This is a genomic window from Trebonia kvetii (assembly GCF_007827045.1).
GTDB lineage: Bacteria > Actinomycetota > Actinomycetes > Streptosporangiales > Streptosporangiaceae > Trebonia > Trebonia kvetii.
Window position 1 is genome coordinate 418,599 of sequence record NZ_RPFW01000004.1, and the last position, 20,699, is coordinate 439,297.

Annotated in this window: 22 protein-coding genes; 11 read left to right on the forward strand and 11 right to left on the reverse strand. The window is 70.7% G+C overall.

The features are described from left to right. The first annotated feature begins 10 nt into the window (after nucleotides 1-10). From EAS64_RS21890 to EAS64_RS21910, 5 genes are all read left to right on the forward strand, one after another. Nucleotides 11-790 (forward strand): lysophospholipid acyltransferase family protein, encoded by a 780-nt coding sequence (locus EAS64_RS21890; protein WP_145855550.1) that lies wholly within the window; start codon nucleotides 11-13, stop codon nucleotides 788-790. Between the two features lie 10 nt (nucleotides 791-800). Then, nucleotides 801-1,838 carry a 6-phosphofructokinase gene (locus EAS64_RS21895; RefSeq protein WP_145855552.1) on the forward strand — a complete coding sequence of 346 codons (1,038 nt, stop codon included), beginning with the start codon at nucleotides 801-803 and terminating at the stop codon, nucleotides 1,836-1,838. A 219-nt stretch (nucleotides 1,839-2,057) separates the two neighbouring features. Next, nucleotides 2,058-2,750: a PadR family transcriptional regulator gene (locus EAS64_RS21900; RefSeq protein WP_145855553.1), complete on the forward strand. Its 693-nt coding sequence runs from the start codon at nucleotides 2,058-2,060 to the stop codon at nucleotides 2,748-2,750. Between the two features lie 175 nt (nucleotides 2,751-2,925). Next, nucleotides 2,926-3,708: an ABC transporter ATP-binding protein gene (locus EAS64_RS21905; protein ID WP_145855555.1), complete on the forward strand. Its 783-nt coding sequence runs from the start codon at nucleotides 2,926-2,928 to the stop codon at nucleotides 3,706-3,708. Further along, nucleotides 3,705-4,529, forward strand: coding sequence for an ABC transporter permease (locus EAS64_RS21910; RefSeq protein ID WP_145855556.1), 825 nt, complete (start codon nucleotides 3,705-3,707; stop codon nucleotides 4,527-4,529). The genes EAS64_RS21905 and EAS64_RS21910 overlap by 4 nt, the downstream gene beginning before the upstream one ends. A 46-nt stretch (nucleotides 4,530-4,575) precedes the next feature. On the opposite strand, the gene EAS64_RS21915 is transcribed toward EAS64_RS21910, so the two are convergent. The 3 genes from EAS64_RS21915 to EAS64_RS21925 all read right to left on the reverse strand — a co-directional run bounded on the left by EAS64_RS21915 (nucleotide 4,576) and on the right by EAS64_RS21925 (nucleotide 7,439). Further along, the gene (locus EAS64_RS21915) at nucleotides 4,576-5,043 is read right to left on the reverse strand and encodes a type II toxin-antitoxin system VapC family toxin (RefSeq protein ID WP_145855558.1); all 468 of its coding nucleotides are present in this window, start codon (nucleotides 5,041-5,043) and stop codon (nucleotides 4,576-4,578) included. Between the two features lie 3 nt (nucleotides 5,044-5,046). Continuing rightward, nucleotides 5,047-5,310, reverse strand: a complete 264-nt coding sequence (locus tag EAS64_RS21920) for a type II toxin-antitoxin system Phd/YefM family antitoxin (protein WP_222849500.1) — start codon at nucleotides 5,308-5,310, stop codon at nucleotides 5,047-5,049. A 68-nt stretch (nucleotides 5,311-5,378) separates the two neighbouring features. Further along, nucleotides 5,379-7,439: an amino acid permease gene (locus EAS64_RS21925; RefSeq protein WP_145855561.1), complete on the reverse strand. Its 2,061-nt coding sequence runs from the start codon at nucleotides 7,437-7,439 to the stop codon at nucleotides 5,379-5,381. A gap of 106 nt (nucleotides 7,440-7,545) precedes the next feature. Here EAS64_RS21925 and EAS64_RS21930 point away from each other — a divergent pair, with 106 nt between their 5' ends. Continuing rightward, the gene (locus tag EAS64_RS21930; RefSeq protein ID WP_145855563.1) at nucleotides 7,546-8,025 is read left to right on the forward strand and encodes an Lrp/AsnC family transcriptional regulator; all 480 of its coding nucleotides are present in this window, start codon (nucleotides 7,546-7,548) and stop codon (nucleotides 8,023-8,025) included. Here EAS64_RS21930 and EAS64_RS21935 read toward each other — a convergent pair. After that, a complete protein-coding gene (locus EAS64_RS21935) occupies nucleotides 7,988-9,361 on the reverse strand; it encodes an MFS transporter (RefSeq protein WP_145855565.1) in 1,374 nt (457 codons plus the stop codon). The genes EAS64_RS21930 and EAS64_RS21935 overlap by 38 nt on opposite strands. A 122-nt stretch (nucleotides 9,362-9,483) precedes the next feature. After that, nucleotides 9,484-9,924, reverse strand: coding sequence for a hypothetical protein (locus tag EAS64_RS21940; RefSeq protein WP_145855567.1), 441 nt, complete (start codon nucleotides 9,922-9,924; stop codon nucleotides 9,484-9,486). A 271-nt stretch (nucleotides 9,925-10,195) separates the two neighbouring features. Between EAS64_RS21940 and thiI the strand changes: the two genes are divergently transcribed. After that, nucleotides 10,196-11,431 carry a tRNA uracil 4-sulfurtransferase ThiI gene (thiI, locus tag EAS64_RS21945; RefSeq protein WP_145855569.1) on the forward strand — a complete coding sequence of 412 codons (1,236 nt, stop codon included), beginning with the start codon at nucleotides 10,196-10,198 and terminating at the stop codon, nucleotides 11,429-11,431. 154 nt (nucleotides 11,432-11,585) lie between these two features. Here thiI and aroF read toward each other — a convergent pair whose 3' ends face one another. Genes aroF through EAS64_RS21960 form a run of 3 tightly spaced genes read right to left on the reverse strand, consistent with a single transcriptional unit; the run spans nucleotide 11,586 to nucleotide 15,655 of the window. Next, complete coding sequence (gene aroF, locus EAS64_RS21950; RefSeq protein ID WP_145855571.1) at nucleotides 11,586-12,629, reverse strand: 3-deoxy-7-phosphoheptulonate synthase; 1,044 nt, start codon at nucleotides 12,627-12,629, stop codon at nucleotides 11,586-11,588. 40 nt (nucleotides 12,630-12,669) lie between these two features. Continuing rightward, nucleotides 12,670-13,578: a deoxyribonuclease IV gene (locus tag EAS64_RS21955; RefSeq protein ID WP_145855573.1), complete on the reverse strand. Its 909-nt coding sequence runs from the start codon at nucleotides 13,576-13,578 to the stop codon at nucleotides 12,670-12,672. Nucleotides 13,579-13,582: 4 nt separating this feature from the next. Beyond that, nucleotides 13,583-15,655, reverse strand: a complete 2,073-nt coding sequence (locus EAS64_RS21960) for a Stk1 family PASTA domain-containing Ser/Thr kinase (protein ID WP_145855575.1) — start codon at nucleotides 15,653-15,655, stop codon at nucleotides 13,583-13,585. 208 nt (nucleotides 15,656-15,863) lie between these two features. Between EAS64_RS21960 and EAS64_RS21965 the strand changes: the two genes are divergently transcribed. The 4 genes from EAS64_RS21965 (at nucleotide 15,864) to metF (ending at nucleotide 18,289) form a co-directional block, all read left to right on the forward strand. Beyond that, complete coding sequence (locus EAS64_RS21965; RefSeq protein WP_145855577.1) at nucleotides 15,864-16,331, forward strand: SRPBCC family protein; 468 nt, start codon at nucleotides 15,864-15,866, stop codon at nucleotides 16,329-16,331. 10 nt (nucleotides 16,332-16,341) lie between these two features. Further along, nucleotides 16,342-16,635, forward strand: a complete 294-nt coding sequence (locus EAS64_RS21970; protein WP_145855579.1) for an ArsR/SmtB family transcription factor — start codon at nucleotides 16,342-16,344, stop codon at nucleotides 16,633-16,635. A 72-nt stretch (nucleotides 16,636-16,707) separates the two neighbouring features. Then, nucleotides 16,708-17,052, forward strand: coding sequence for an Rv2175c family DNA-binding protein (locus EAS64_RS21975; RefSeq protein WP_246115805.1), 345 nt, complete (start codon nucleotides 16,708-16,710; stop codon nucleotides 17,050-17,052). Between the two features lie 241 nt (nucleotides 17,053-17,293). Further along, nucleotides 17,294-18,289, forward strand: coding sequence for a methylenetetrahydrofolate reductase [NAD(P)H] (metF, locus tag EAS64_RS21980; protein ID WP_145855581.1), 996 nt, complete (start codon nucleotides 17,294-17,296; stop codon nucleotides 18,287-18,289). Here metF and EAS64_RS21985 read toward each other — a convergent pair. The 3 genes from EAS64_RS21985 to EAS64_RS21995 form a co-directional block, all read right to left on the reverse strand. Then, complete coding sequence (locus tag EAS64_RS21985; RefSeq protein ID WP_145855583.1) at nucleotides 18,214-18,819, reverse strand: GNAT family N-acetyltransferase; 606 nt, start codon at nucleotides 18,817-18,819, stop codon at nucleotides 18,214-18,216. The genes metF and EAS64_RS21985 overlap by 76 nt on opposite strands. Nucleotides 18,820-18,925: 106 nt before the next feature. Continuing rightward, nucleotides 18,926-20,371: an ISKra4 family transposase gene (locus EAS64_RS21990; protein ID WP_145855585.1), complete on the reverse strand. Its 1,446-nt coding sequence runs from the start codon at nucleotides 20,369-20,371 to the stop codon at nucleotides 18,926-18,928. Further along, complete coding sequence (locus EAS64_RS21995) at nucleotides 20,266-20,685, reverse strand: DUF6788 family protein (RefSeq protein WP_145850856.1); 420 nt, start codon at nucleotides 20,683-20,685, stop codon at nucleotides 20,266-20,268. The genes EAS64_RS21990 and EAS64_RS21995 overlap by 106 nt, the downstream gene beginning before the upstream one ends. Nucleotides 20,686-20,699 lie beyond the last annotated feature (14 nt).

Here is a 20,699-nt window from a genome sequence, read left to right on the forward strand (position 1 = left end):
CGATGTATCCGTGTTCTACTGGGTAGCTAAGTACACGCTGGGCATCACGCTGAGGCTGGTGTTCCGATCCTGGTCACGCGGGCGCAGGAACGTGCCGCGGCACGGCCCGGTCATCCTCGCGAGCAACCACCTGTCGTTCGCCGACCACTTCTTCGGCCCGGAGCCACTGCCGCGCAAGGTGGTGTTCCTGGCCAAGGCCGAGTACTTCACAGGCAAGGGCATTAAGGGGCTGGCGAGCCGGGCGTTCTTCAGCGGAGTCGGCCAGATTCCGATCGACAGGACCGGCGGCGAGGCCAGCGAGCGGGCACTTCACTCGGGCCTGCGGGTGCTCGCGGGCGGCAACGTGCTTGGCATCTACCCGGAGGGCACCCGGTCACCCGACGGCCGCCTCTACCGAGGCCGCACCGGCGTGGCGCGGCTTGCCCTGGAGTCCCGCGCGCCTGTCGTCCCGTGCGCCATGATCCACACGTTCGAGTTCCTGCCGTCTGGGTCGCACAACCCGAAGTTCGGCATCAGGCCAGGCGTGATCTTCGGCAAGCCGATGGAGTTCTCCAGGTATTACGGCCGGGAGACCGACCGGGAGGCTTTGCGCGCGGTCACCGACGAGATCATGGCCGAGATCGGGCGGCTGTCCGGCCAGGAATACGTCAACATCTACGCGAAGGCGGCGAAGGAGCAGTTGCGGGCGGCCGAGTCGGATACGCAGTTATCTGTGCCGCGGGAGGTAACCCGAGCGATTGTTTACCGGGCATTTTCCCGCAGCCATTGCAAGACTCTTCCTGACGGCTAGGCTTTGCCGTATGCGAGTGGGAGTCCTTACCGGGGGCGGCGACTGTCCGGGGCTGAACGCGGTTATCCGCGGCGTGGTGCGACGCGGGATCCAGGATTACGGCATCGAGTTGGTCGGCTTCCGTGATGGCTGGCGCGGACCGCTCGAGGCGGACACGATGCCGCTCGACATCACGGCCGTGCGGGGCATCCTGCCACGCGGGGGGACCATTCTCGGCTCGTCGCGGACCAATCCATTCAAAGAGAGCGGGCCAGGCCGCACCGGCGTCGAGCGCATCAAGGACAATATGGCTGGCCTCGGCGTCGACGCGCTGGTGGTGATCGGCGGCGAGGACACGCTCGGCGCCGCGGCGCGGCTGAACGAGGCGGGAATTCCCGTGGTCGGCGTGCCGAAGACCATCGATAACGACCTCGGCGCCACCGATTACACATTCGGCTTTGACACCGCGGTGAATATCGCGATGGAGGCGATCGACCGCCTGCACACCACGGCGGAAAGTCACCACCGGGCGCTGATCGTCGAGGTCATGGGCAGGCACGCGGGCTGGATCGCGCTGCACGCGGGGCTGGCGGGCGGCGCCAACGTCATCCTCATCCCCGAGCGGCCGTTCGACATCGACAAGGTCATCTCCTACGTGGAGCACCGCTTCCAGACGCGCTACGCGCCGATCGTGGTGGTCGCCGAGGGCGCGCACCCGCAGCACGAGGAGCTGGCGCTGCAGTCAGGGCAGCTCGACGCGTTCGGTCACGTCCGGCTCGGTGGCGTCGGCCAGTACCTGGCCGGCGAGATCGAGAAGCGGACGGGCAAGGAGGCCCGCTGCACGGTGCTCGGGCACATCCAGCGCGGCGGCACCCCGACCGCATTCGACCGGGTACTCGCGACCCGCTTTGGCCTGCACGCGATCGAGGCCGTGCACGACGAGGCGTTCGGCAACATGGTGGCGCTGCGCGGCACCGAAATCGTCCGCGTTCCCCTCATCGAGGCGACCAGAGAGCTCAAGCTGGTCCCGGTCGAGCGCTATGCCGAGGCCGAGGTCTTCTTCGGCTGACCGTCGCGAAACGCCAAGGTCACCATCAGCCGCATCCATAACGGGTGCGGCTGGCTCTTTTTCCGCCCCCCGTCGCCGTCGGGCGCCCCGGCGCGGAGTACTCACACTCGCGATAGGTCTTGTGTATCGCGTGCCATCGTGTCTATACTCATGCAAGGTACTCGTGTACGAGTACTTGGCAACGAGCATCGGGCAGACGAGCAGTGGAGGGCGGGACCGGTGGCTAAGCGGCGCAAGGTGGGCAACCTGCTGGCGTTGTCGCTGCTGTCCCTGCTCGCGCAGAAGCCGATGTACCCGTATGAGATGGCCCAGATGCTCCGGGTCCGCGGCAAGGAGCAGAACTTCAAGATCAACTGGGGTTCGCTCTACACCGTCGTGCAGAACCTGGAGAAGCACGGGTTCATCGAGGCGGCGTCGACCGAGCGGGAGGGCCGCCAGCCCGAACGCACCACCTACCAGATCACCGGCGCCGGCCTGGCCGAGCTGCGGGACTGGCTCGGCGAGCTGCTCAGCGTCCCCGAAGACGAGCAGGGCGGCTTCGTCACGGCGCTGTCCGAGGGCGGGATTCTCCCGCCGGATGAGGTGATCGGGCTGCTCACCACGCGGCTCGCCACCCTCGACAAGGACAACGCCAAGCACCAGGCCGACCTCACGCTGTGGACCGAGCGGCTGCCACGGGTGCTGCTCGTGGAGAGCGAGTACCAGCTCGCCATGCGGCTGGCCCAGGCGGCCTGGCTGCGCGGGCTGCTCGGCGAGCTCGTCGCGGGCACGATCAGCGGCATGGACGCCTGGCGGCACCTGCACGAGACCGGCGAGCCGCCGGCCGAGTTCGCCGAACTCGACGAGCTCGCGAAGAGGGGGTGGACGGAAGAGCCGGGGCCGGCGGCCGCGGACAGCGACGACACCCCATAGCGAACGACCCCGGTCCACGGTGCTGCAACACCGCGAACCGAGGTCGCAAACCTCACCACTAGCTCCGCACCAGGCGGGAACCGGCGGCATCGAGGCCCAACACGATTGTATGCCGGGTCCCTCCTCGCGGAACTGAGACCGATCACGAGTCATAGCAACGAGGAGTGTTCTCACCATGCACGCGATCGAGGCCAAGGGCCTTGTCAAGACCTACCCAGGCCCGGGCAAGACCCGGATCAGGGCGCTGGACGGGCTGACGCTGAGCGTCGCCCGCGGCACCATCTTCGCCGTCGTCGGCCCGAACGGCGCGGGCAAGACCACCACCGTCAAGATCCTCACCACGCTGGCCACCCCCGACGAGGGCACGGCCACCGTGGAGGGCATCGACGTGCGCACGTCACCGGCCCAGGCCCGCCGGGTCATCGGGGTGGTGGCGCAGCGCTCGGGCGCCGACCCAAGTGCCACCGGCAGGGAGAACCTGGTCCTGCAGGGACATCTGTACGGCATGTCCACCGGGGCGGCGAAGGCCCGTGCCGCGGAACTGCTCGAGCGCTTCCGGCTCACCGATGCGGCCTCCCGGTTCGTCCGCACCTACTCCGGCGGCATGCAGCGCCGCCTCGACGTGGCGCTCGGCCTGATGCACCGGCCCGCGGTGCTGTTCCTCGACGAGCCGACCACCGGGCTCGACCCGGAATCGCGCGCCGCGATGTGGGAGGAGATCACCGCGCTGGCGGCCGTGGACCAGGTGACGGTGCTGCTCACCACGCATTACCTCGACGAGGCGGACAGGCTGGCCGGCCGGCTCGCCATCGTGGACCGCGGCCGGGTGGTCGCCGAGGGCGACCCGGAGGAACTCAAGCGGGACCTGGAGACCGACTCCCTCGATGAGGTGTACCTGCGCTACGCGGGACGCCGGTACAGCGACGCCACCCGGGTGACGGAGGTAGCGGGACGATGACCACGACAACCGTCAATCCAGCACGAGTGGGGCTTGCTCCGGCCCCCGCCGTGCTCTCCGACACCTGGTACCTGACCGGCAGGAAGCTGCGCGCCCTGGTCCGCCAGCCGTTCGTCCTCGTCTTCAGTGTGGCGCAGCCGACGATCTGGCTGTTCCTGTTCGGTGAGCTGTTCCACAAGGTCATCGACATCCCCGGCTTCGGCTACCAGGGCTCGTTCCTCGCCTACCTGGTCCCCGGCGTGGTGGCGATGAACGCCATGTCAGGCAACATGTGGGCGGGCATGGTGATGATCGAGGAGATCGACAGGGGGACCCTGAACCGGTTCCTGGTCACCCCGGCGAGCCGCCTGGCGATCATGAACGCCTCGGTCGTGGAGCAGGCGGTGGGCACGACGATCCAGACCCTGATCATCGTGGTGCTCGGCTACGCCGGGGGCGCCCGCTACCCGGGCGGCGCGGCCGGCATCGCGGTGCTGACCGCGGCGGCGATCCTGGTGGGCATCTTCTGGGGCGGCCTGTCCAACATGACGGGCATGCTGCTGCGCTCCCGTGAGGCGATCATCGGCGTCTACACGTTCTTCATGCTGCCGCTGATGTTCCTGTCAAGCGCCTTCATGCAGACGGGATTCCTGCCCGGCTGGATGCAGGCGATCGCCTCGCGCAACCCGCTGAACTGGGAGGTGCAGATCGGCCGCGACGCCCTGTCCGCCAACCCCGACTGGGCGGCCATCGCGGTCCGCGGCGGCGGCCTGCTGGCCCTCGCCCTGATCGCGGTCGCGATCTCGGTGACCACATTCCGCAGCTACGCCAAGAACGTCTGACCCGCCCGCTCAAGCGCGGCGCCGCCTCGTGCGGCGCCGCGCTCTGTCACGTCGATGACACGGCGACGGTTGAGTCGCCGCTCGCATCGAGACCTGCGGGCGCCACCCGCATCCCCGAGGCGAGAACGCCGCCGTGCAGGCGGCGGTCCCAGACGGCCACGACAAGGTCATCGTCGTCGACGGCCAGTGCGCTTGCCAGGTGAACCGCGTCCGCTCCGCGCAGCGCGTGAGCACGGGCGAGATGACCGGCGCGCTGTTCGACTTCCGCCGTCAGCTCCACCTTCCTCGTCGCGGCCCAGAACTCCTCCCAGGCTTGCTCGGCCCGGACCAGATCCCCGGCGCCAAGGTCGTGGTTCCGCGCGGAAGCCGCGAGCGCCGCACGGACCTCGGGATAGGCAAGGCGGCTCGACAGCGCGCCGTCGCAGGCATCCCAGAGCTCAGCGGCGAGCTGGCTCCCCGCCTCCTCGACCACCAGCTTCACGAGGGCGCTTGAATCGAAGTAGACGAGCGCCACGAGTCACCCCCGCTGCTCGCTCACGATGTCAGACACGGGACGCAGCGGGCGGGGCCTGCCGCGGCCGGTGGCCGACGGCCGACGGGCCGAGAGGTCCCTGCCGATCACTCCGTCGGCAGCCAGCCGCTGCAGGGTGCCGGTCGCCGACATGCCGAGAAGCCTCGCCACCGGCACTCCCCGGTCGGTGACGATGACCTCTTCTCCGGCGCGTACTCGGTCGAGCCAGTCGCTGAGGTGCGCTCGCAGCTCGGTCACCGGAACTTCCATGCCTCTAACGTACATTATGGTCACGTCTAATCTGTACAGAAGCGATTCCGCCGGTTCTCCGGACAGGCTCAGGTCAGCTGGTCAAGGCGGGTCCACGCCGAGGGCGGGTTGTCGTCGCGTGGCAGCCACAGCAGCGGCTGCAGTCCGCCGAACCCGGCGTGGAAGCCCGGCTCCCAGGGGAAGCGCCGGTTCCCGTCGGACCACACGACCTGCAGGTACGGGGGCCGGACCATGCCGTAGAAGGTGTCGGAGATGGCGAGCAGGCGGCCGGGCGCCCGCCAGTCGATCTCCACCGGGCGGAACGTGAGCAGCGCCGTGCGGCGATCCCCCTGGGGAACCACACCGCGGATGACCCGCCCAGCCGGGTGGGCGGCGCGCGCGGCAGCGCCTGACGGGAAGATGTCGTCGAGCACGTCGCCGGGTCCGAACCGCTCGCCGTCGGCGATCCGCGCGCCGATCGCGTTGATAAGCGCCGCGGCGATCTCCACCGGCAGTCCGCACACCACAAGCTCCGGCGCCTGGCACGACAGCCACATGCCGACGCTGTACGCCCACGGCGGCGCCTCCCGGTCGCCGTGCCTGCCGGAGATCGCCCAGCCATGCTCGCCGACGGTGCTCGCCACCCAGCTCATGTAGGCCGCTAGCTCGGGGTCACGCTCCTGCTCGCCGGCCTCCCGCGCGTGGCCGGCGCACTCCGGTCTGCTGCGGCGACCGGAATTACGCTTGGGGAAGTTCATGGAACAAACGCTACGCCGAGGGTCTGACATTCCAGCTCGCCAGGGATAAACCGAGCATAAGCGCGAAGAGTGCGAAACCAGCACCGCTCCGGCCGCCGCGCGCCCGCGGCGGCTGATCGCGGTCATGAGCGGACGAGCCAGAAAGCTGGCCAGGGCCACCGCGAGCGCCGCGAGCAGCGCCCAGCCGCAGTAGCCGAGCACGACCGCGACGATCACGGCCGCCGGAGCCGCCGCCAGGCGCGCACGGCCGCTCAGCACCCGCACCGCGGAGGTCATGCAGCCGAGGTAGACCACGAGGAACAGCGTTGTTGGGATGGCGACGAGCGCGGCCGGGCTGGCCAGGCCGAACCCGTACAGCGCGATCAGCGCGAACCCGAAGCAGGCGATCGCCGCGAGGAACCGCGGGGCAGGACGCGCCGGACCTTCAGTCGCGGAGTCGCCAGCCGTGCCGGCGCGGGCCTGGCCGGTCGGGCGGGCCAGTTCGCCGCTCATCGCGGCGGCGCCGGTCACGTAGGCGTTCACCGCGCCGAGCGTCAGCACGATGGCCGCGACCGCGGCCGCCGCGGTCCCCGCGGGCCCGACCGCCGTGCGCAGCAGGGCGGCGAGCGGAGCGCTTGTCCCCGCACCTGAGCCGAGCACGCTGACCGTGGCGATCGCGAGCCCCAGGTAGGCGGCGCTCGTCACCGCGAGCGCGATGCCAACGACGCGCGGCAGCTGCCTGGCCGGGTCGGCGAACCGCGCCGTCAGCGGCGCGACCGCCTCCCAGCCGACGAAGGACAGCATCAGCGTGGATGCCGCGTGCCCGATCGCCTGCCAGCCGTGCGGCGCGAACGGCGTCCAGTTGGCCGCGTGCGAGGCGGGTGCCGACCCGGCGACGGCGACGATCACCACGACGAGCAGCAGCGCGACGAGCACGAGCTGCGCGTACGCGGAGGTCCGCAGGCCGCCAGCGGCGAGCGCGAGCACGGCGATCAGCAGCGCCGCGGCGATCAGCGCCCGCTCCGGGCGGCCGCCGCCGGTCAGCTCGGTGACGTAACCGGCGCCGATCAGGCAGACCACCGGCGCGCCCGCCACCACCCCGGTCAGGAACGACCAGCCGGTAACGGTGGCGGCGCGCGCGCCGAGCCCGGCGCCGACGTACCCGATGACGCCGCCTGCCGAGGTGAAGCGGCGGCCGAGGGCGGAGAAGACGGCCGCGAACAGGCCGGAGAGCACGAGCAGCCCGGCCCAGGCGAGCACGGAGGCCGGGCCCGCCTCGGCGGCGGCCAGGCCGGGGAGCAGCAGCAGGCCGGGCCCGAACAGCGCTCCGATGTAGAGCGCGGCACCCCGGCCGGTGGTCAGCGGCGCCCCGTCAGGACGGGCGGCTGGCGAGGGAAGCGTTGCTTGCGTCATGTCTTCATGCTGCGCCAAAACGCGTCGCACGCGATGGCAAATTTCGGGCGCGCTGGCGGTCTGCAACGCCATAAAATTGCGCGCCACGGGGTCTAAGCTGTGGAACATGTCAGAGCATGTCCCAGACAGGGTGGATCGTGCCATCGTGGCCCAGCTCCAGCGGGACGGGAGGATGGCCAACGTCGACCTCGCCGACGCGGTGGGCCTGTCACCGTCGGCCTGCCTGCGCCGGGTGCGGGCGCTCGAGGCCGACGGGATCATCGCGGGCTACCGCGCCGAGGTCAGCCGCGCCAAGGCAGGGCTCGGCCTCACCGTGTTCATCGGGCTGAAGGTCGCGGCGCACTCCCGCGAGGCCTCCTCACAGGTGGAGGAGGCGCTGCTTGGCATCCCCGCCGTTGTCGCCTGCTACCTGGTGTCCGGCAGCGACGACTTCCTGGTGGAGGCCGCCGTGCCGGACCTCGCCAGCTACGAGCGGGTGCTGCTCGACCAGCTGCTGGCGATACCGTCGGTCGCCGAGGCGAGGTCGACGTTCGCCATCAGGACCATCGTCAGCAGAGGTCCGCTCCCGCTTGAGCACTGGCGATAACGCCAGTGCGGCCGAGCGCAGCGCCGGTGCCGAGCACCGCGTCGGGGACGGCCAGGTCGCCATCGACCGCCGCGTCGCTGCCCGTCACCGCGGCACGGCCGGCGATGTCGTCGTTGCGTATCGTCCAGATGTCCCGCGGGATCAGGGTGAACGCGGACGCGACGACGATCACCGCGGCGGAGGCGAACTGGGTCGCGGACACGCCGATACCCGCGGCGAGCGGACCCGCGGCCAGCGCGCCGATCGGCATGGCGGCCATCGAGCCGAGCGCGTCGTAGGACGACACCCGGGCCAGCTTGTCCGCCGGGATCCTGGTGGCCATCTGCACCGTCCACTGCACCATCATCACCTCGGCAAGCGCCCCGATGCTGAAGGCGACGAAGCAGATGGCGGGCAGCGGCAGCACGAGCGCGAGCGCGAGCGGCGGTATCGCCATCGTGCCTCCCGTCAGCACCACGAACAGCATGGGCCTGCGCGGGGTGTACCGCAGCGATATCAGGCCGCCCACAATCAGGCCGAACGCGTCGGCGGCGGTGATCGCGCCCCACGCGGCGGGCCCGCCGAGGTGAGTCCTGGCCACCACCGGGCCGAGCACCATGGTGCCGCCGTTGAACGCCATCATGACCAGGCAGAACTGGATCACCGTGGCCCACAGCCAGGTGTGCGAGCGGAACTCCGTCCAGCCCTCGCGCAGCTCGGAGATCATGTTCGGCTGGTGCGCCACGTCGCGGACGGGCCGCACGTTGCCCTTCACCTGGAACATCAGCGGGATGGTGCCGGTCATGCCGATCGCGCACAGCGTGAGCGCCCAGCCGGGGCCCGCCGCGGCCACCACGAGTCCGGCCACGGCGGCGCCGGTCATCTGCCCGGTGTTCATCGCCAGCCTGCTGATCGAGCTGGCCTCCTGCAGCAGCGCGTCAGGCACCAGTTGCGGCAGCAGCGCCTGCGAGGCGGGATAGAACAGCGCGATGCCGATGCCGCTCAGCGTCTCCAGGCCGATCATCGCCCACAGCGCCGGGTGCCCGGTCAGCACCAGCACGCCGAACGTGCCCTCGCCGAGCACGATGCAGGCGTTCGCCGCCGCGATCACCCACTGCGGCTTGAACCGGTCCGCGAACACGCCGCTGATCAGCGAGAACACCAGCATGGGCGCGATTTGCGCGGCGAGCACGTACGACAGGTCGGCGGTGGAACCAGTCAGGTTCAGCACCGCGAACGAGACGCCGACCATTGAGAAGCCGGCAGAAAACGGAGCCAGCAGCCGGTCGGCCAGCAGGATCCGGAAGTCACGGATGGCGAGCACTGGATACCGGCGAGCGGGCGCACGCCACAGCATGACGAAAATCCTTCGTGAAAGGCAAGAGAGCAGCTGAGCTTATGCGGCAACGCCGGCCTGCGGCAATTTAATTTCTCCGCGCACCACGGCTAAACAGCAACGAGCCAGGCGCTCCCTGCCCGCTACTTCCGCTGCGAGTGCGCGATGTTGATGATCGTGATCGCGAGCCAGATGAGCAGCACCATGACGACCGCACCCGAGGTGACAACGTGATGGCTCACCACGACGGCGGTCGCGCCGACGCCGAGGCCCATCGAGCCCAGGCCGAGAACCATCCCGCTCAGCCCGCTGTTGCGGCGGGCTGGCGGCGGCACCGAGTCGGGCCCGCTCGGTGTGGGCACGGCCGGCGGCTGGTACGCGGCGGGCGCCGAGCGGCGCGGCGGCGCGGCGGGCGCCCGGTTCCCCTGCGCCTGCTGCCCGCCGAGGCGGGCGTCGATGCGCTTGTCGATCTCCTCGCCGATCCGCTCGACGAGGCCCTCGGCCACGGCGGAGTCGTACCGCGATCCGAGTTCGGCGTGGGCAGCGACTGAAGCGGTGATCTCGTCGCGCTCGTTGACGTTCACGCGCACACGTTATATCGCATGTGGCCCGGCCGGCAAGGAAACCCGGGAGATCCGCGCCGCCACGCCGGCGGGCGGACCTTGGGCGCAAGTGCCGGAGACCCGGAGCGGGACCGAAGCGTGCCCCGTGGGCCGGAGCGCCGGAGGCCCCCAGAGGGACCCGGGGGGACAGGCGGAGCCACGAACCCGTTCGGATGGATCCGTATTTTCTTTTTTCTGCTGGTGCGGCCGCTCGGGGACCGCCGCATGGCGGCAATGCTGGCAAACTGGAGGGATGGCCATCACCGATGCGGTCACGGCCGCCGGAACAGCGGTGCCGGGTGTCGGCGAGCCGTGCGTCCTGCTGAAGCAGGGGGAGATCTTCCTCAAGGGGCGGAACAGGCAGCAGTTCGAGCGGATACTGCAGGCGAACGTCCGCGGCGCCGTGCGCAGTGCCGGGCTGTCCGCCGAACTGACCGTGCGCGAGGGGGTGCTCGTGCTGCGCGTGGCCCGCGACGGCCGGACGCCGGCGGAGCACGCCGCGGTCGTGGACCGGGTGGCGGAGCGGGTCGCCGACGTGCCGGGCATCGTCCGGATCTGCCGTGCGCTGCGCGTCGACAAGACGCCGGAGGCGGCGACCGCCGCCGCGCTCGCCCTCACCAGCGCGGACAGCGGCGCGTTCGCGGTGCGGGCGCGGCGCCGTGACAAGCGCTTCCCCGTCACTTCCGAGCAGCTCAACGCCAGCATCGGCGCCGAGATCCAGGCGGTCCACGGGCTGCCGGTTTCGCTCAAGCACCCGGACACCCAGGTCTTCATCGAGGTTGACCAGCGCGAGGTCTTCGTGTTCACCGAGGGCCTGCCGGGTCAGGGCGGACTGCCGGTCGGGATGAGCGGCCGCGCGGTGGCGCTGATGTCGGGCGGCATCGACTCGCCCGTCGCCGCGTACCGGATGATGAAGCGCGGGCTGCGCTGCGTCTTCGTGCACTTCTCCGGGATGCCGCTGACCGGGCCCGAGTCGGTGTACAAGGCCTACGCGCTTGTCCGCGGTCTCGACCGGTTCCAGGGCGCGTCGCGGCTTTACGTGGTTCCGTTCGGCAAGGCGCAGCAGTCGCTCGCCACCTCGGGTGCGGGACGGCTGCAGGTGATGGCGCAGCGGCGGCTGATGCTCAAGACGGCAGAGGTGTTCGCCGCGCGGCTGCACGCCTCGGCGCTTGTCACCGGCGACTCGCTCGGCCAGGTGTCCAGCCAGACGCTGCCGAACATCACCGCGCTCGACGATGCGGTCCGGCTGCCGATCCTGCGGCCGCTGCTCGGCTGGGACAAGACCGAGATCATGGCGGAGGCGCGGCGCCTCGGCACGCTGGCGATCTCCGAGCTGCCCGACGAGGACTGCTGCACGCTGCTCACGCCGCGCCGCGCGGAGACCAGGGCCAAGATCGACGACCTGCACAAGATCGAGGGGCGCCTCGACGTGGCGGAGCTCGCCGAGCAGCTGGCCGCCAGCGCCCAGGAGTACCGGCCGGTTGACTGACTGACTGACGGCGCGATGGCAAAAATCGCCATCTTATCGCGCCGTCAGCCAGCCGATATTTTCCCGGGGGGCGACCCCCGTACCCCCGATGTGCGGCGCTGCGCGCCGCACGGTCGCGTGCTGCGCGCGTGGCGGGGCTACGTGCGTGGCGGGGCTACGCGCGGGCGGCAACCGGGGCCGGGGTGAGGGTGCGACCCACCAGCGGCGACAGGTGCTGCGCGATGCTGGCCAGCTCCCGCAGGTCGGAGTCGATGAGCGCTTGCGGCCCGTCGCACAGCGCGCTCTCCGGATGCGGGTGGACGTCGACGATGATGCCGTCCGCCCCGACGGCGATCGCCGCGCGGGACAGCGGAAGCACCAGGTCGCGGCGGCCGCCGGAGTGCGACGGATCCACGATCACCGGCAGGTGCGACAGCCGCTGCGCGACCGGCACCGCCGAGATGTCCAGGGTGTTGCGCGTCGCCTTCTCGAACGTGCGGATGCCGCGCTCGCACAGCACGATGTCCAGGTTGCCGCGCTGCGCGATGTACTCGGCCGCCATCAGCCACTCCTCGATGGTGGACGACATGCCGCGTTTGAGCATGACCGGCTTGCCGGCCGCGCCGACGGCCTGCAGCAGCGGGAAGTTCTGCATGTTCCTCGTGCCGACCTGGAGCATGTCGGCGTACTTGGAGACAAGGTCCACGTCGCGCTGGTCGATGACCTCGGTCACGATGGGCAGCCCGGTCTCCTCGCGGACCTCGGCGAGGATCTTCAGTCCGGTCTCGCCGAGCCCCTGGAAGGCATACGGCGATGAGCGGGGCTTGAACGCGCCGCCGCGCAGCAGCGACGCGCCGGCCGCGCGGGCCATCTGCGCGGCCGCCAGGGTCTGCTCGGGCGTCTCCACCGCGCACGGCCCGGCGATCACGGTGAGTGTGTCGGGGCCGATCGGCACCCCCGCCACCCTGATGATCGAGCGCTGGCGCCGGTGCTCGCGTGAGACCAGCTTGTACGGCACAGAAATGCGCACCACGTCGGCCACGCCGGGCAGGCTGGCCAGGTTAAGCGTGGCAGTGAATCGCTCGATGTCGCCGCTGAGCCCGATGATCGTCCGTGACTCGCCGCGGCTGACGAACGCCTCGCCGCCCGCGTCGCGCACCACGGCAACCACATGATCCACGTCGGACGCGGTCGCGTCCGCGGTCATCACAACAACCATCTGACCCAGCTCCTCCGGCCGACCCGTATGCCCCGACCCTCTAGCCGGCGCGGCTCGTCATATCGCCGCCGCGCAGTCCCTTCAGGGTAGCGATGTCCCGGGCGTGCCCGGCCTTGCCACCGGGAGTCTCCACCACGAACGGCGCGCCGGCCAGCGCGGGATGGGCGAGCAGTGCACGGAACGGCTCGGTGCCGATCGTGCCCGCGCCGATCGTCTCGTGCCTGTCGCGCCGCGACCCGCAGCCGAGCAGCGAGTCGTTCGCGTGCACCAGCCTGACCCGGCCAGGACCCGCGGCAGCGCACACCTCGCCGAGCATCGCGGCCACTCCGCCTGGCGCCGTCAGGTCGTGGCCGGCGGCGAAGGCATGGCAGGTATCGAGGCAGACGCCAGCCTTCGGGTGGTACTCCACCGCGGTCAGGTACTCGGCCAGGTCGCCCGCCGCCGCGCAGAGCATCTGCCCCTGCCCGGCCATCGGCTCGAACAGCAGGTCGGGGTCGTCGTCGCCCAGCTTGTCGAGCAGCGGTACTACCGCCTCGCCGATCTGCCGCAGCGCCCGTTCCCTGGCGGTGCTGTCCCCGGCGGTGCGGGCGCTGCCCGGCAGGCCGCCATCGTCGGGCGCCCAGCCGGCCGCCGAGCCGGTGTGCACCACGACGCCGCGCGCACCGATCTCCGCGCCACGCCGCAGCGCGTACGCCACCGCGTCGGCCGATTTCGCGGCCACCTCCTGGTTGCCTGACCCGAGGTTGATCATGTACGTGGCGTGCACGAACACCGGAACATCGGCGTCGCGAAGCAGCGCGTCCTGTGCGGCGTCGCCCTGGCCCGCCGCCCAGCCGCGCGGGTTGGACACGAAGACCTGGATGACCTCGGCCTCGACCGCCGCGGCGTAGGCGAGCGCCCCCGTCGCGAGCCCGCCCGTGGTGGTCGCGTGCGATCCGATGAGCGGCACCCGGCTAGAACCCGCCGTAGTACACGGTGATCGTCGACCCCGCGGGTGCCTGGCCGGACGGCGACGTGCTGAACACCTTGTTGCCGAAGAAGTAGTGCTTGCCGACAACCTTGAAGCCGAGCTGCTCGAGCTGCGCCTTGACCTGGTCGTACTGCTGGCCGCGCATGTCCTGGAAGGCCACCTCAGGCGGACCGTTCGACACGGTGACGTTCACCGTCGTCGCGCCAGGCTGCACCGGAGTGCCCGCGGGGATGGACTGCGACACGATGATGCCCTGCGGCTTGTCGCTGTCGACATTGGTGGGCGCGATGGTGATGTGGTTGGCGCCCGCCCACGCCTGGATGCTGTTGATGTCCTGGTTGACCAGGTTCGGTAGCGTGAGACCGGCGACCACGTTAACCGAGACCGGCTGGTTCTCCGGCACGGAGGTACCCGCGGCCGGCGTGGTGCCCGCGACCTGGCCGATCACCGGGTTGCTGGCGACGCCGACCTGCTTCGGTGTCGAGTTGACGGCCAGCCCCGCCCCGCGCAGCAGTGCGATGGCCTGCGCGGCCGTGTCGCCCGACGGGATCTGCGGTATGACGATCATCTTCGGGCCCTTGGAGATGGTGAGCACGATCGTCGCGCCGGGCAGCGCGCGCCCGGACGGCGATGTCCTGATCACCTCGCCCTCGGGCACGTTGTCGTCGATCACCGAGGCCCCGGTCTTCACGTGGAACCCGGCCTGCTCCAGTGCCCGCTCGGCCGACGCCGCCGTCATCTTGGCGACCGCGGGAACGGGCGCGTACCGGCCTGAGGTCAGCCACCATCCGCCGCCGCCGAACAGGAGCAGCGCGATGACGGCGGCCGCCACGTAGACGAAGCGCCTGCTGAACAGCCACCGCTGGAGGAAGGGTTCTGGCTCGCCGCCGTGCGCCGCGCGGTGGACGCCGGGCCCGTCCGCGCCGTCGCCGCGCAGCAGCCCGGCGAAGGCCGAGCCGAGCCTGCCAGCGCCGCCGCGGTCGTAACCGCCGGTGGTCCCGCCGTAGCCTGCGTCATAGCGCCCGGTGGTCGCGCCGTAGCCCGCGCTCTCGTAGCCGTCGAATCCGGGGCCCACCACCATCGTGTGCGACCCGCCGCCCGCGCCGTTGCCCGCTCCCGCCATGCCGCCGGCCCCGTTGTACGGACCCTGGTACTGGCCGGCTGGCGCCTGCGTCGGCGTCGGCCAGGCGCCGGAGACGGACTCGGCGGGGTCGGGAAGTCCCCGCAGCGCCCGCGTCACCCGCAGGAAAGTGCCCGCGTCTGGCGGCCGCCGCTGCGGGTCCCTGCTCGTCGCCGCGCCTACCAGCTGGTCCACGCCAGGCGGTATCCCGCCGACAAGCGAGCTGACCGCGGGAACGTCGGAGTTGACGTGCGCGTACGCGACCGCCAGCGGCGACTCGCCGCTGTACGGCTGCCGCCCGGTGAGCATCTCGAACAGCATGATGCCCGCCGAGTACACGTCGGTGCGCGCGTCGCTCGGCGCCCCGGTGACCTGTTCTGGCGCGATGTAGGCGACGGAGCCGATGATCATGCCCGCCCGCGTGTTGCCGACCGCGGCGGATGCCCGCGCGAGGCCGAAGTCCACGACCTTGACCCGGCCGTCCGCCGTGAGCAGCACGTTCTCCGGCTTGACGTCGCGGTGCACGATCCCGGCCTGGTGCGCGGCGGCGAGCCCCGCGAGCACCGGGTCGATGACGTTCAGCGCCTCCTGCCAGGGCAGCCAGCCCCGCTCGCGCAGCAGCGCGCGCAGCGTTTGCCCGGGCACGTACTCCATCGCCAGGTACAGGTAGTGCCCGTCCGAGCCCTGGTCGTAGACGCCGACGATGTTCGGGTGGGACAGCCGGGCGACCGACTTGGCCTCGCCGATGAACCGGCCGACGAAGTCGGCGTCACGCGCCAGGTCGGCGTGCATCACCTTAAGCGCCACCTCACGGTCGAGCCGGGTGTCGGTGGCGAGGTAGACGGTGGCCATGCCACCGAGCGCGATACGCGAGCGGACGTGGTAGCGCCCGTCGAGCATCCGCCCGGCGAGCGTGTCCGCGGGCGCAGCTTCCATTAGGGGCGATTTTACGGCCGGCAGCCGCTGGCTTTGGCCGTGTTAATCACATTGTCAGCATCACCCGCGTACGGCTGACCCGGGGCGCATCACCGGCGCGGGAGCGGGGATTTACCGGCTGGCTGCATCTGCAAGTGTCGAGTTGCACCATTTTGCGGCGTTGTGCAAGACTCGGGCCGCTGTTGCCCAGGGGTGAGGGAGGCGTTTCATGGAAGACCGTATCGAACAGCGGATCACCATTCGTGCGACTCAGGACAAGGTATGGCAACTTGTGACCCGCCCCGGCTGGTGGCTGCCAGGCAGCGACGCCGAGCCCGCGCGGGGCCCCGGGCGCGTGTCGGTCACCTACAGCGGCGACGTCCGGCCGTACGTGATTGACATCGTCCGCGTCGAGCCGCAGGGTTACGCCTCGTTCCGCTGGGCGAGCAGGTTCGGCGGCGCCGAGCCCGCGCCGGGAAGGGCGACGCTCGTCGAGTTCTACCTCCGGCCCGTCGGCGACGAACTCGGCGTCACGGTGGTGGAGAGCGGCTTCTCGCAACTCGACCTGCCCGACTCGCTGCGCGAGGACGAGTGGAAGGGCAGCCAGGGGAGCTGGCAGTACGAACTCGCCGGCCTGCGGACCCGTGCAGAGAAGTTACCGCCAGGAGGGACGACCCCCCGTACAACCCGACGCTGACCCGGAGCGGGTGTTCGCCGCGCTGGCGGACTCGCGCAGGCGCGAACTGCTCGAGTTGCTCGGCAGCGGGCCAGGCGCGAGCGCCGGCGGGCTTGCGGCGGCCCTCCCGGTGTCAAGACAGGCGGTCGCGCAGCACCTGGCGGTCCTCGAGGAGGCCCGCCTCGTCACCCGCCGTCGGGCGGGGCGTCGGGTGCTGTTCACCGTCCGTCTGGAGGGCCTGGCGGCCACCGCGGGCTGGCTGACCGATCGCGCGGCGGCCTGGGGGACCGGCCCCGACTCCGCTGACCAGGGGAAAGATGCATGATTGTGAGGGAATGTCGGGTGTTTGGGACCGGCAAAGACGTGGGACATTGGACTCGTGGCACAAATAAACCCCGTGGCTGACTCCCTCGTCGGCGAATGGCTGTCCCTCCCCGAGGTGGCCACCCGGCTTGGTCTCCCCATCAGCCGGGTCAAGCAGCTCCTCCGCGACCGCAAGCTCCTCGCGGTCACCCGTCCCAACGGCGATCGCGCGATCCCCGCCGCGTTCCTCGACGGCGAGCAGGTCGTCAAGGGCCTGTCCAGCACGCTGACGGTCCTGTTCGACTGCGGGTTCGACGACGAGGAAGCCCTCCGCTGGCTGTTCACGGCCGACGAGACGCTGCCCGGCACGCCGATAGACGCGCTCTACAAGCACCGCGGCACCGAGGTCAACCGCCGAGCCCAGGCGCTGGCCTTTTAGCCCGTTACGGCGGCCGCGCCGTCGCGGGCGCGCATGCCTGTCCGCGACGGCGCCAAGCGCCTGCCCTTCCTTCCGCTGGGCCGCGCGCTGAGCGGAGCGCGGTCATCAACACCTAACGCCGTCGCGCGATCTCGTGACGCGCGCTTTTGGCGTGCCCGGATGGTCGGGTTTCGCCGGGTGTCTCGAGCGGTATGTTGTGGTCCAAGCATAAAAACTTGACCTTCCGGTTATGCTTAGACACATGCCGCCCAGACCGCGACTGCCAAAGGCTTCGCTCGCGTCCCAGCAAGCCCGCCGCGTCTCACGGCCAACGCCGAAGATCGCCGACATCCTGAAAACGGGACAGTCGTTCTCTTTCGAGTTCTTCGCGCCTAAGACCGAACAGGCGGAGCAGCAGTTCTGGGGCACCATGCGCCGCCTCGAGCCGTTCAAGCCCGCGTTCGTCTCCGTGACGTACGGAGCGGGCGGCTCCACGCGCGCGGGCACCGTCCAGATGACCGGCGCGATCGCCGAGCAGACCGAGCTGAACCCGATGGCTCACCTCACCGCGGTCAACCACTCGGTTGCCGAGCTGCGCAACGTCATCGGCAGCCTCGCGAGCGTCGGCGTGCGCAACGTCCTTGCGCTGCGCGGCGACCCGCCGGGCGACCCGAACGGGCCGTGGGTTGCCCACCCCGAGGGCTTCCGCTACGCCAGCCAGCTCGTCGAACTGGTCAAGGCCTCTGGTGACTTCAGCGTCGGCGTGGCCGCGTTCCCCGAGCTGCACCCGCGCTCGCCCGATGAGGAGACGGACACCAGGCACTTCCTCGAGAAGTGCCGTGCGGGCGCCGACTTCGCCATCACCCAGATGTTCTTCTACCCCGAGGACTACCTAAGGCTCAGGGACCGGGTCGGCAGGCACGGCTGCGACGTGCCGATCATCCCGGGGATCATGCCGGTCACCAGCCTCCGCGTTGTCGAAAACTCGATCAAGCTCAGCGGCTGTAAGGTACCCGTCGGGCTGCTCGACCAGCTCAGGGAGGCGGACGCGCGCGGCGACGCGGCGACGGTCCGCGCCATCGGCGTCGACTACGCGGCCAAGATGTGCGCAAGGCTGCTCGACGAGGGAGTGCCCGGCCTGCACTTCATCACGCTCAACGCCTCGCGCGCGACGATGGAGATCTACCAGCTGCTTGGCCTGGGGGACCGCGGCGCCGCGCTCGCGTCGAGCGGCAGCGTCGCGCCCATGACCGCGTAGGGTGGCTCGCCGCCGGAGAACCGGAAGTCCGTCAGCAGGTCGGTGAACCCGACGCCGCGGTACAGCCGCCTGGCGCGGGTCGGGGCGTCGGCCGTGGAAAGCACGGCGGTGCGCTCGGGCCGCCCGGCGGCGATTGTCAGCAGCAGCGAGCGGCCGATCCCCTTGCCCTGCGACGTCGGCAGCACGTGCAGCTCGGCGATCTCGAAGGAGTCGTCGAGCCAGCCGCGCTGCGCGGAGACCGCGCCAGCGGAGCCCGTACCGCCGCAGCGCGAGCCGAGGGCGGCGGCCACCATGTCGTGCCACCACTGCCCGTTCTCCCCGTGGAATCCGTAGCAGAAGCCCACGAGCCGCCCGTCGTCGTGCGCGGTCAGGCCGCGGAAGCCAGGGCTCGCCGCGTGCCGCTCCATGATGGCCTCCCGCCCGGACAGCGTGCGGTCCGGCGGGTTCATCGCGGCGGAGTACACGGCGAGGAGCTCGCGGATCGCGGCCCGGAACTGCGCGGGCCCGAGCTCGCGGTAACTGACCCTCATCAGGCAATGGTATGCATCAGGCGAACGCTGCCGCGGCGGCATCGGCTGACGACAGGGTGCGCGACACTTTTGTAGGGGCTGAAGATCATCTTTGGTGACCGGCTGGTCAGGCGGCTGGTGTCTGGTTGTGCCGGTTGAGGCAGGTGGCTTCCCACTGGCTGCTGGCTTCGGCGGTGCGCAGGGCGATGATCGAGTCGGCGCCGTCAACGGTCCAGTGCATGCCGGACTGCTTGAGGCGCTGGCCGATGACGGACTTGCATCCGGCCTCGACGACGCCAGAGCCGACGAACAGCCCGCATTGGCGGAACCAGTGATAGCGCATCCGCGGGGCGTTGTTGAGGAAGTAGCCGAGCTCCTTGTCGACCTCGTCTTTCTTGATTCCGATCAGGGGATACTTCCTGGTGGCGTCCACGATGCCGTCGATGTAGCCGTAGTCGAGGTCTTCGAGGCGGGCGGCGAGCCACTCGTCCTTGCGGCCGAGCAGCATGAACTCCAGCGACCGGGTGAGGGAGTGCAGGTGCTCGCGGGCGTGGTAAAGGTCGACGATCTGGGTCGCCCCGGGGAACTTGTCGCTGGCGATGTTCCAGATCCAGGCGGCGCCGTCGCCGATGACGGTCATCTGGCGGACGTGATCGGAGCCGCGGCGGATGCCCTCGGCCTTCACCAGGCCCGCAAACTGGCTGGCGGGCTCGAAGGTGGCGATGTAGCTGGAAGAGGCCCGGTCCCGGACCGGGTAGCCCTCGTCATTCACCTTGTCCTGGGTGAAGAAGACGGCCATCTTGACCTCGCGGGTGCGTGCCCGGCCGTCCTCGCCCTTGCCGTCCCTGCCCTCGGTCTCCTTCCTGGTGACGGGGACTCCGGTGCCGTCGATGACGGCGTAGAGCTTGTCCGGCAGCGGGGCCGGCGGCAGCGGGACGACCTTGCGGCGGGCGACGAGCCCGGCCTCCTGCCGGGCGGCGGCGGCCCCGGCCGCGCCGGCCGCCTCGGCGGCCCGCTCGACCCGTTTGACGGTCAGCCGGATCCCGGCCAGGTCCCTTATCAGCCCCGCGGCCCTGGCGAACGGGACAGCTGCCCCGGCGGTGGCGGCCATCGCGGCCAGCCCGGGCGACAGAGAGGCTCCCGTGATCCCGAGCTCGGCATCCCTCGGGGCCAGCCCCCGGCCGTGCCCGCGCCCGCGCCTGCACCGGGCGCAGTGGTACCAGGCCCGGCGGAGCCGTGCCTCCCCGACGACGGTGTCGATGACCTTGCCCCGGTAACCCGTGAACGCGGCCTCGTGCCCGTTCCCGCAGGCCACCCGGGGACCACGGTAGCCGGTGTCGGCGGACAGCAGTTCCCCCAGGATCCCGCCGCCGAGCCGCAGCACGCCCTCCCGGATCACGGCCTCGGCCGCCGCCAGGCCGTCCCCGCCCGGGGCAAGCGCCCGCGCTGCCTCCCCCGCCAGCCGCCCTACCTCAGCGGACCACGCCGCCGCGAGCGCGGCGGAGACCCCCTTTTTTCGCCGTCCTCCGGCACGGAGGACGGCTGCGTGCCGGCCGCCGGCCTGGCCTCGCAGATCCGCTCGTTCACCTCCACGATCTTCCGCGAGATCTCGGTGAACTCCGCGTGCCGCGCGATCTCGCCGCGGACCTTGTCAACTTCTCCTGCCGCCAGTTGCCGGCCCACCGTCTTGCCCTGGCTTTCCGACCGGGTCCACAGCATCCGCGGCCCGTGACCAGGATGACCCGGCTGCGCGCACGCGCAGTTCGGCTTGCCGCACCGGCGCCAGTTCTCGCTCACCGACCCCCGACGGAAGTCGCCCACCGCCGCCAGCCGCGCATACAGCCGGTCCCGCTCCGCCTCCAGATCCGAAAGCGTCGGCTCGGTCATGGATGCCCCTTCAC

What these genes read in the sequence shown, in the direction of transcription:
- EAS64_RS21895 (WP_145855552.1), top strand. Translation starts at nt 801, where the DNA reads ATGCGAGTGGGAGTCCTTACCGGGGGCGGCGACTGTCCGGGGCTGAAC.
- EAS64_RS21905 (WP_145855555.1), top strand. Translation starts at nt 2,926, where the DNA reads ATGCACGCGATCGAGGCCAAGGGCCTTGTCAAGACCTACCCAGGCCCG.
- EAS64_RS21910 (WP_145855556.1), top strand. Translation starts at nt 3,705, where the DNA reads ATGACCACGACAACCGTCAATCCAGCACGAGTGGGGCTTGCTCCGGCC.
- EAS64_RS21920 (WP_222849500.1), bottom strand. Translation starts at nt 5,310, where the DNA reads ATGGAAGTTCCGGTGACCGAGCTGCGAGCGCACCTCAGCGACTGGCTC.
- EAS64_RS21925 (WP_145855561.1), bottom strand. Translation starts at nt 7,439, where the DNA reads ATGACGCAAGCAACGCTTCCCTCGCCAGCCGCCCGTCCTGACGGGGCG.
- EAS64_RS21930 (WP_145855563.1), top strand. Translation starts at nt 7,546, where the DNA reads ATGTCAGAGCATGTCCCAGACAGGGTGGATCGTGCCATCGTGGCCCAG.
- EAS64_RS21935 (WP_145855565.1), bottom strand. Translation starts at nt 9,361, where the DNA reads ATGCTGTGGCGTGCGCCCGCTCGCCGGTATCCAGTGCTCGCCATCCGT.
- thiI (WP_145855569.1), top strand. Translation starts at nt 10,196, where the DNA reads ATGGCCATCACCGATGCGGTCACGGCCGCCGGAACAGCGGTGCCGGGT.
- aroF (WP_145855571.1), bottom strand. Translation starts at nt 12,629, where the DNA reads ATGGTTGTTGTGATGACCGCGGACGCGACCGCGTCCGACGTGGATCAT.
- EAS64_RS21960 (WP_145855575.1), bottom strand. Translation starts at nt 15,655, where the DNA reads ATGGAAGCTGCGCCCGCGGACACGCTCGCCGGGCGGATGCTCGACGGG.
- EAS64_RS21965 (WP_145855577.1), top strand. Translation starts at nt 15,864, where the DNA reads ATGGAAGACCGTATCGAACAGCGGATCACCATTCGTGCGACTCAGGAC.
- metF (WP_145855581.1), top strand. Translation starts at nt 17,294, where the DNA reads ATGCCGCCCAGACCGCGACTGCCAAAGGCTTCGCTCGCGTCCCAGCAA.
- EAS64_RS21985 (WP_145855583.1), bottom strand. Translation starts at nt 18,819, where the DNA reads ATGAGGGTCAGTTACCGCGAGCTCGGGCCCGCGCAGTTCCGGGCCGCG.
- EAS64_RS21995 (WP_145850856.1), bottom strand. Translation starts at nt 20,685, where the DNA reads ATGACCGAGCCGACGCTTTCGGATCTGGAGGCGGAGCGGGACCGGCTG.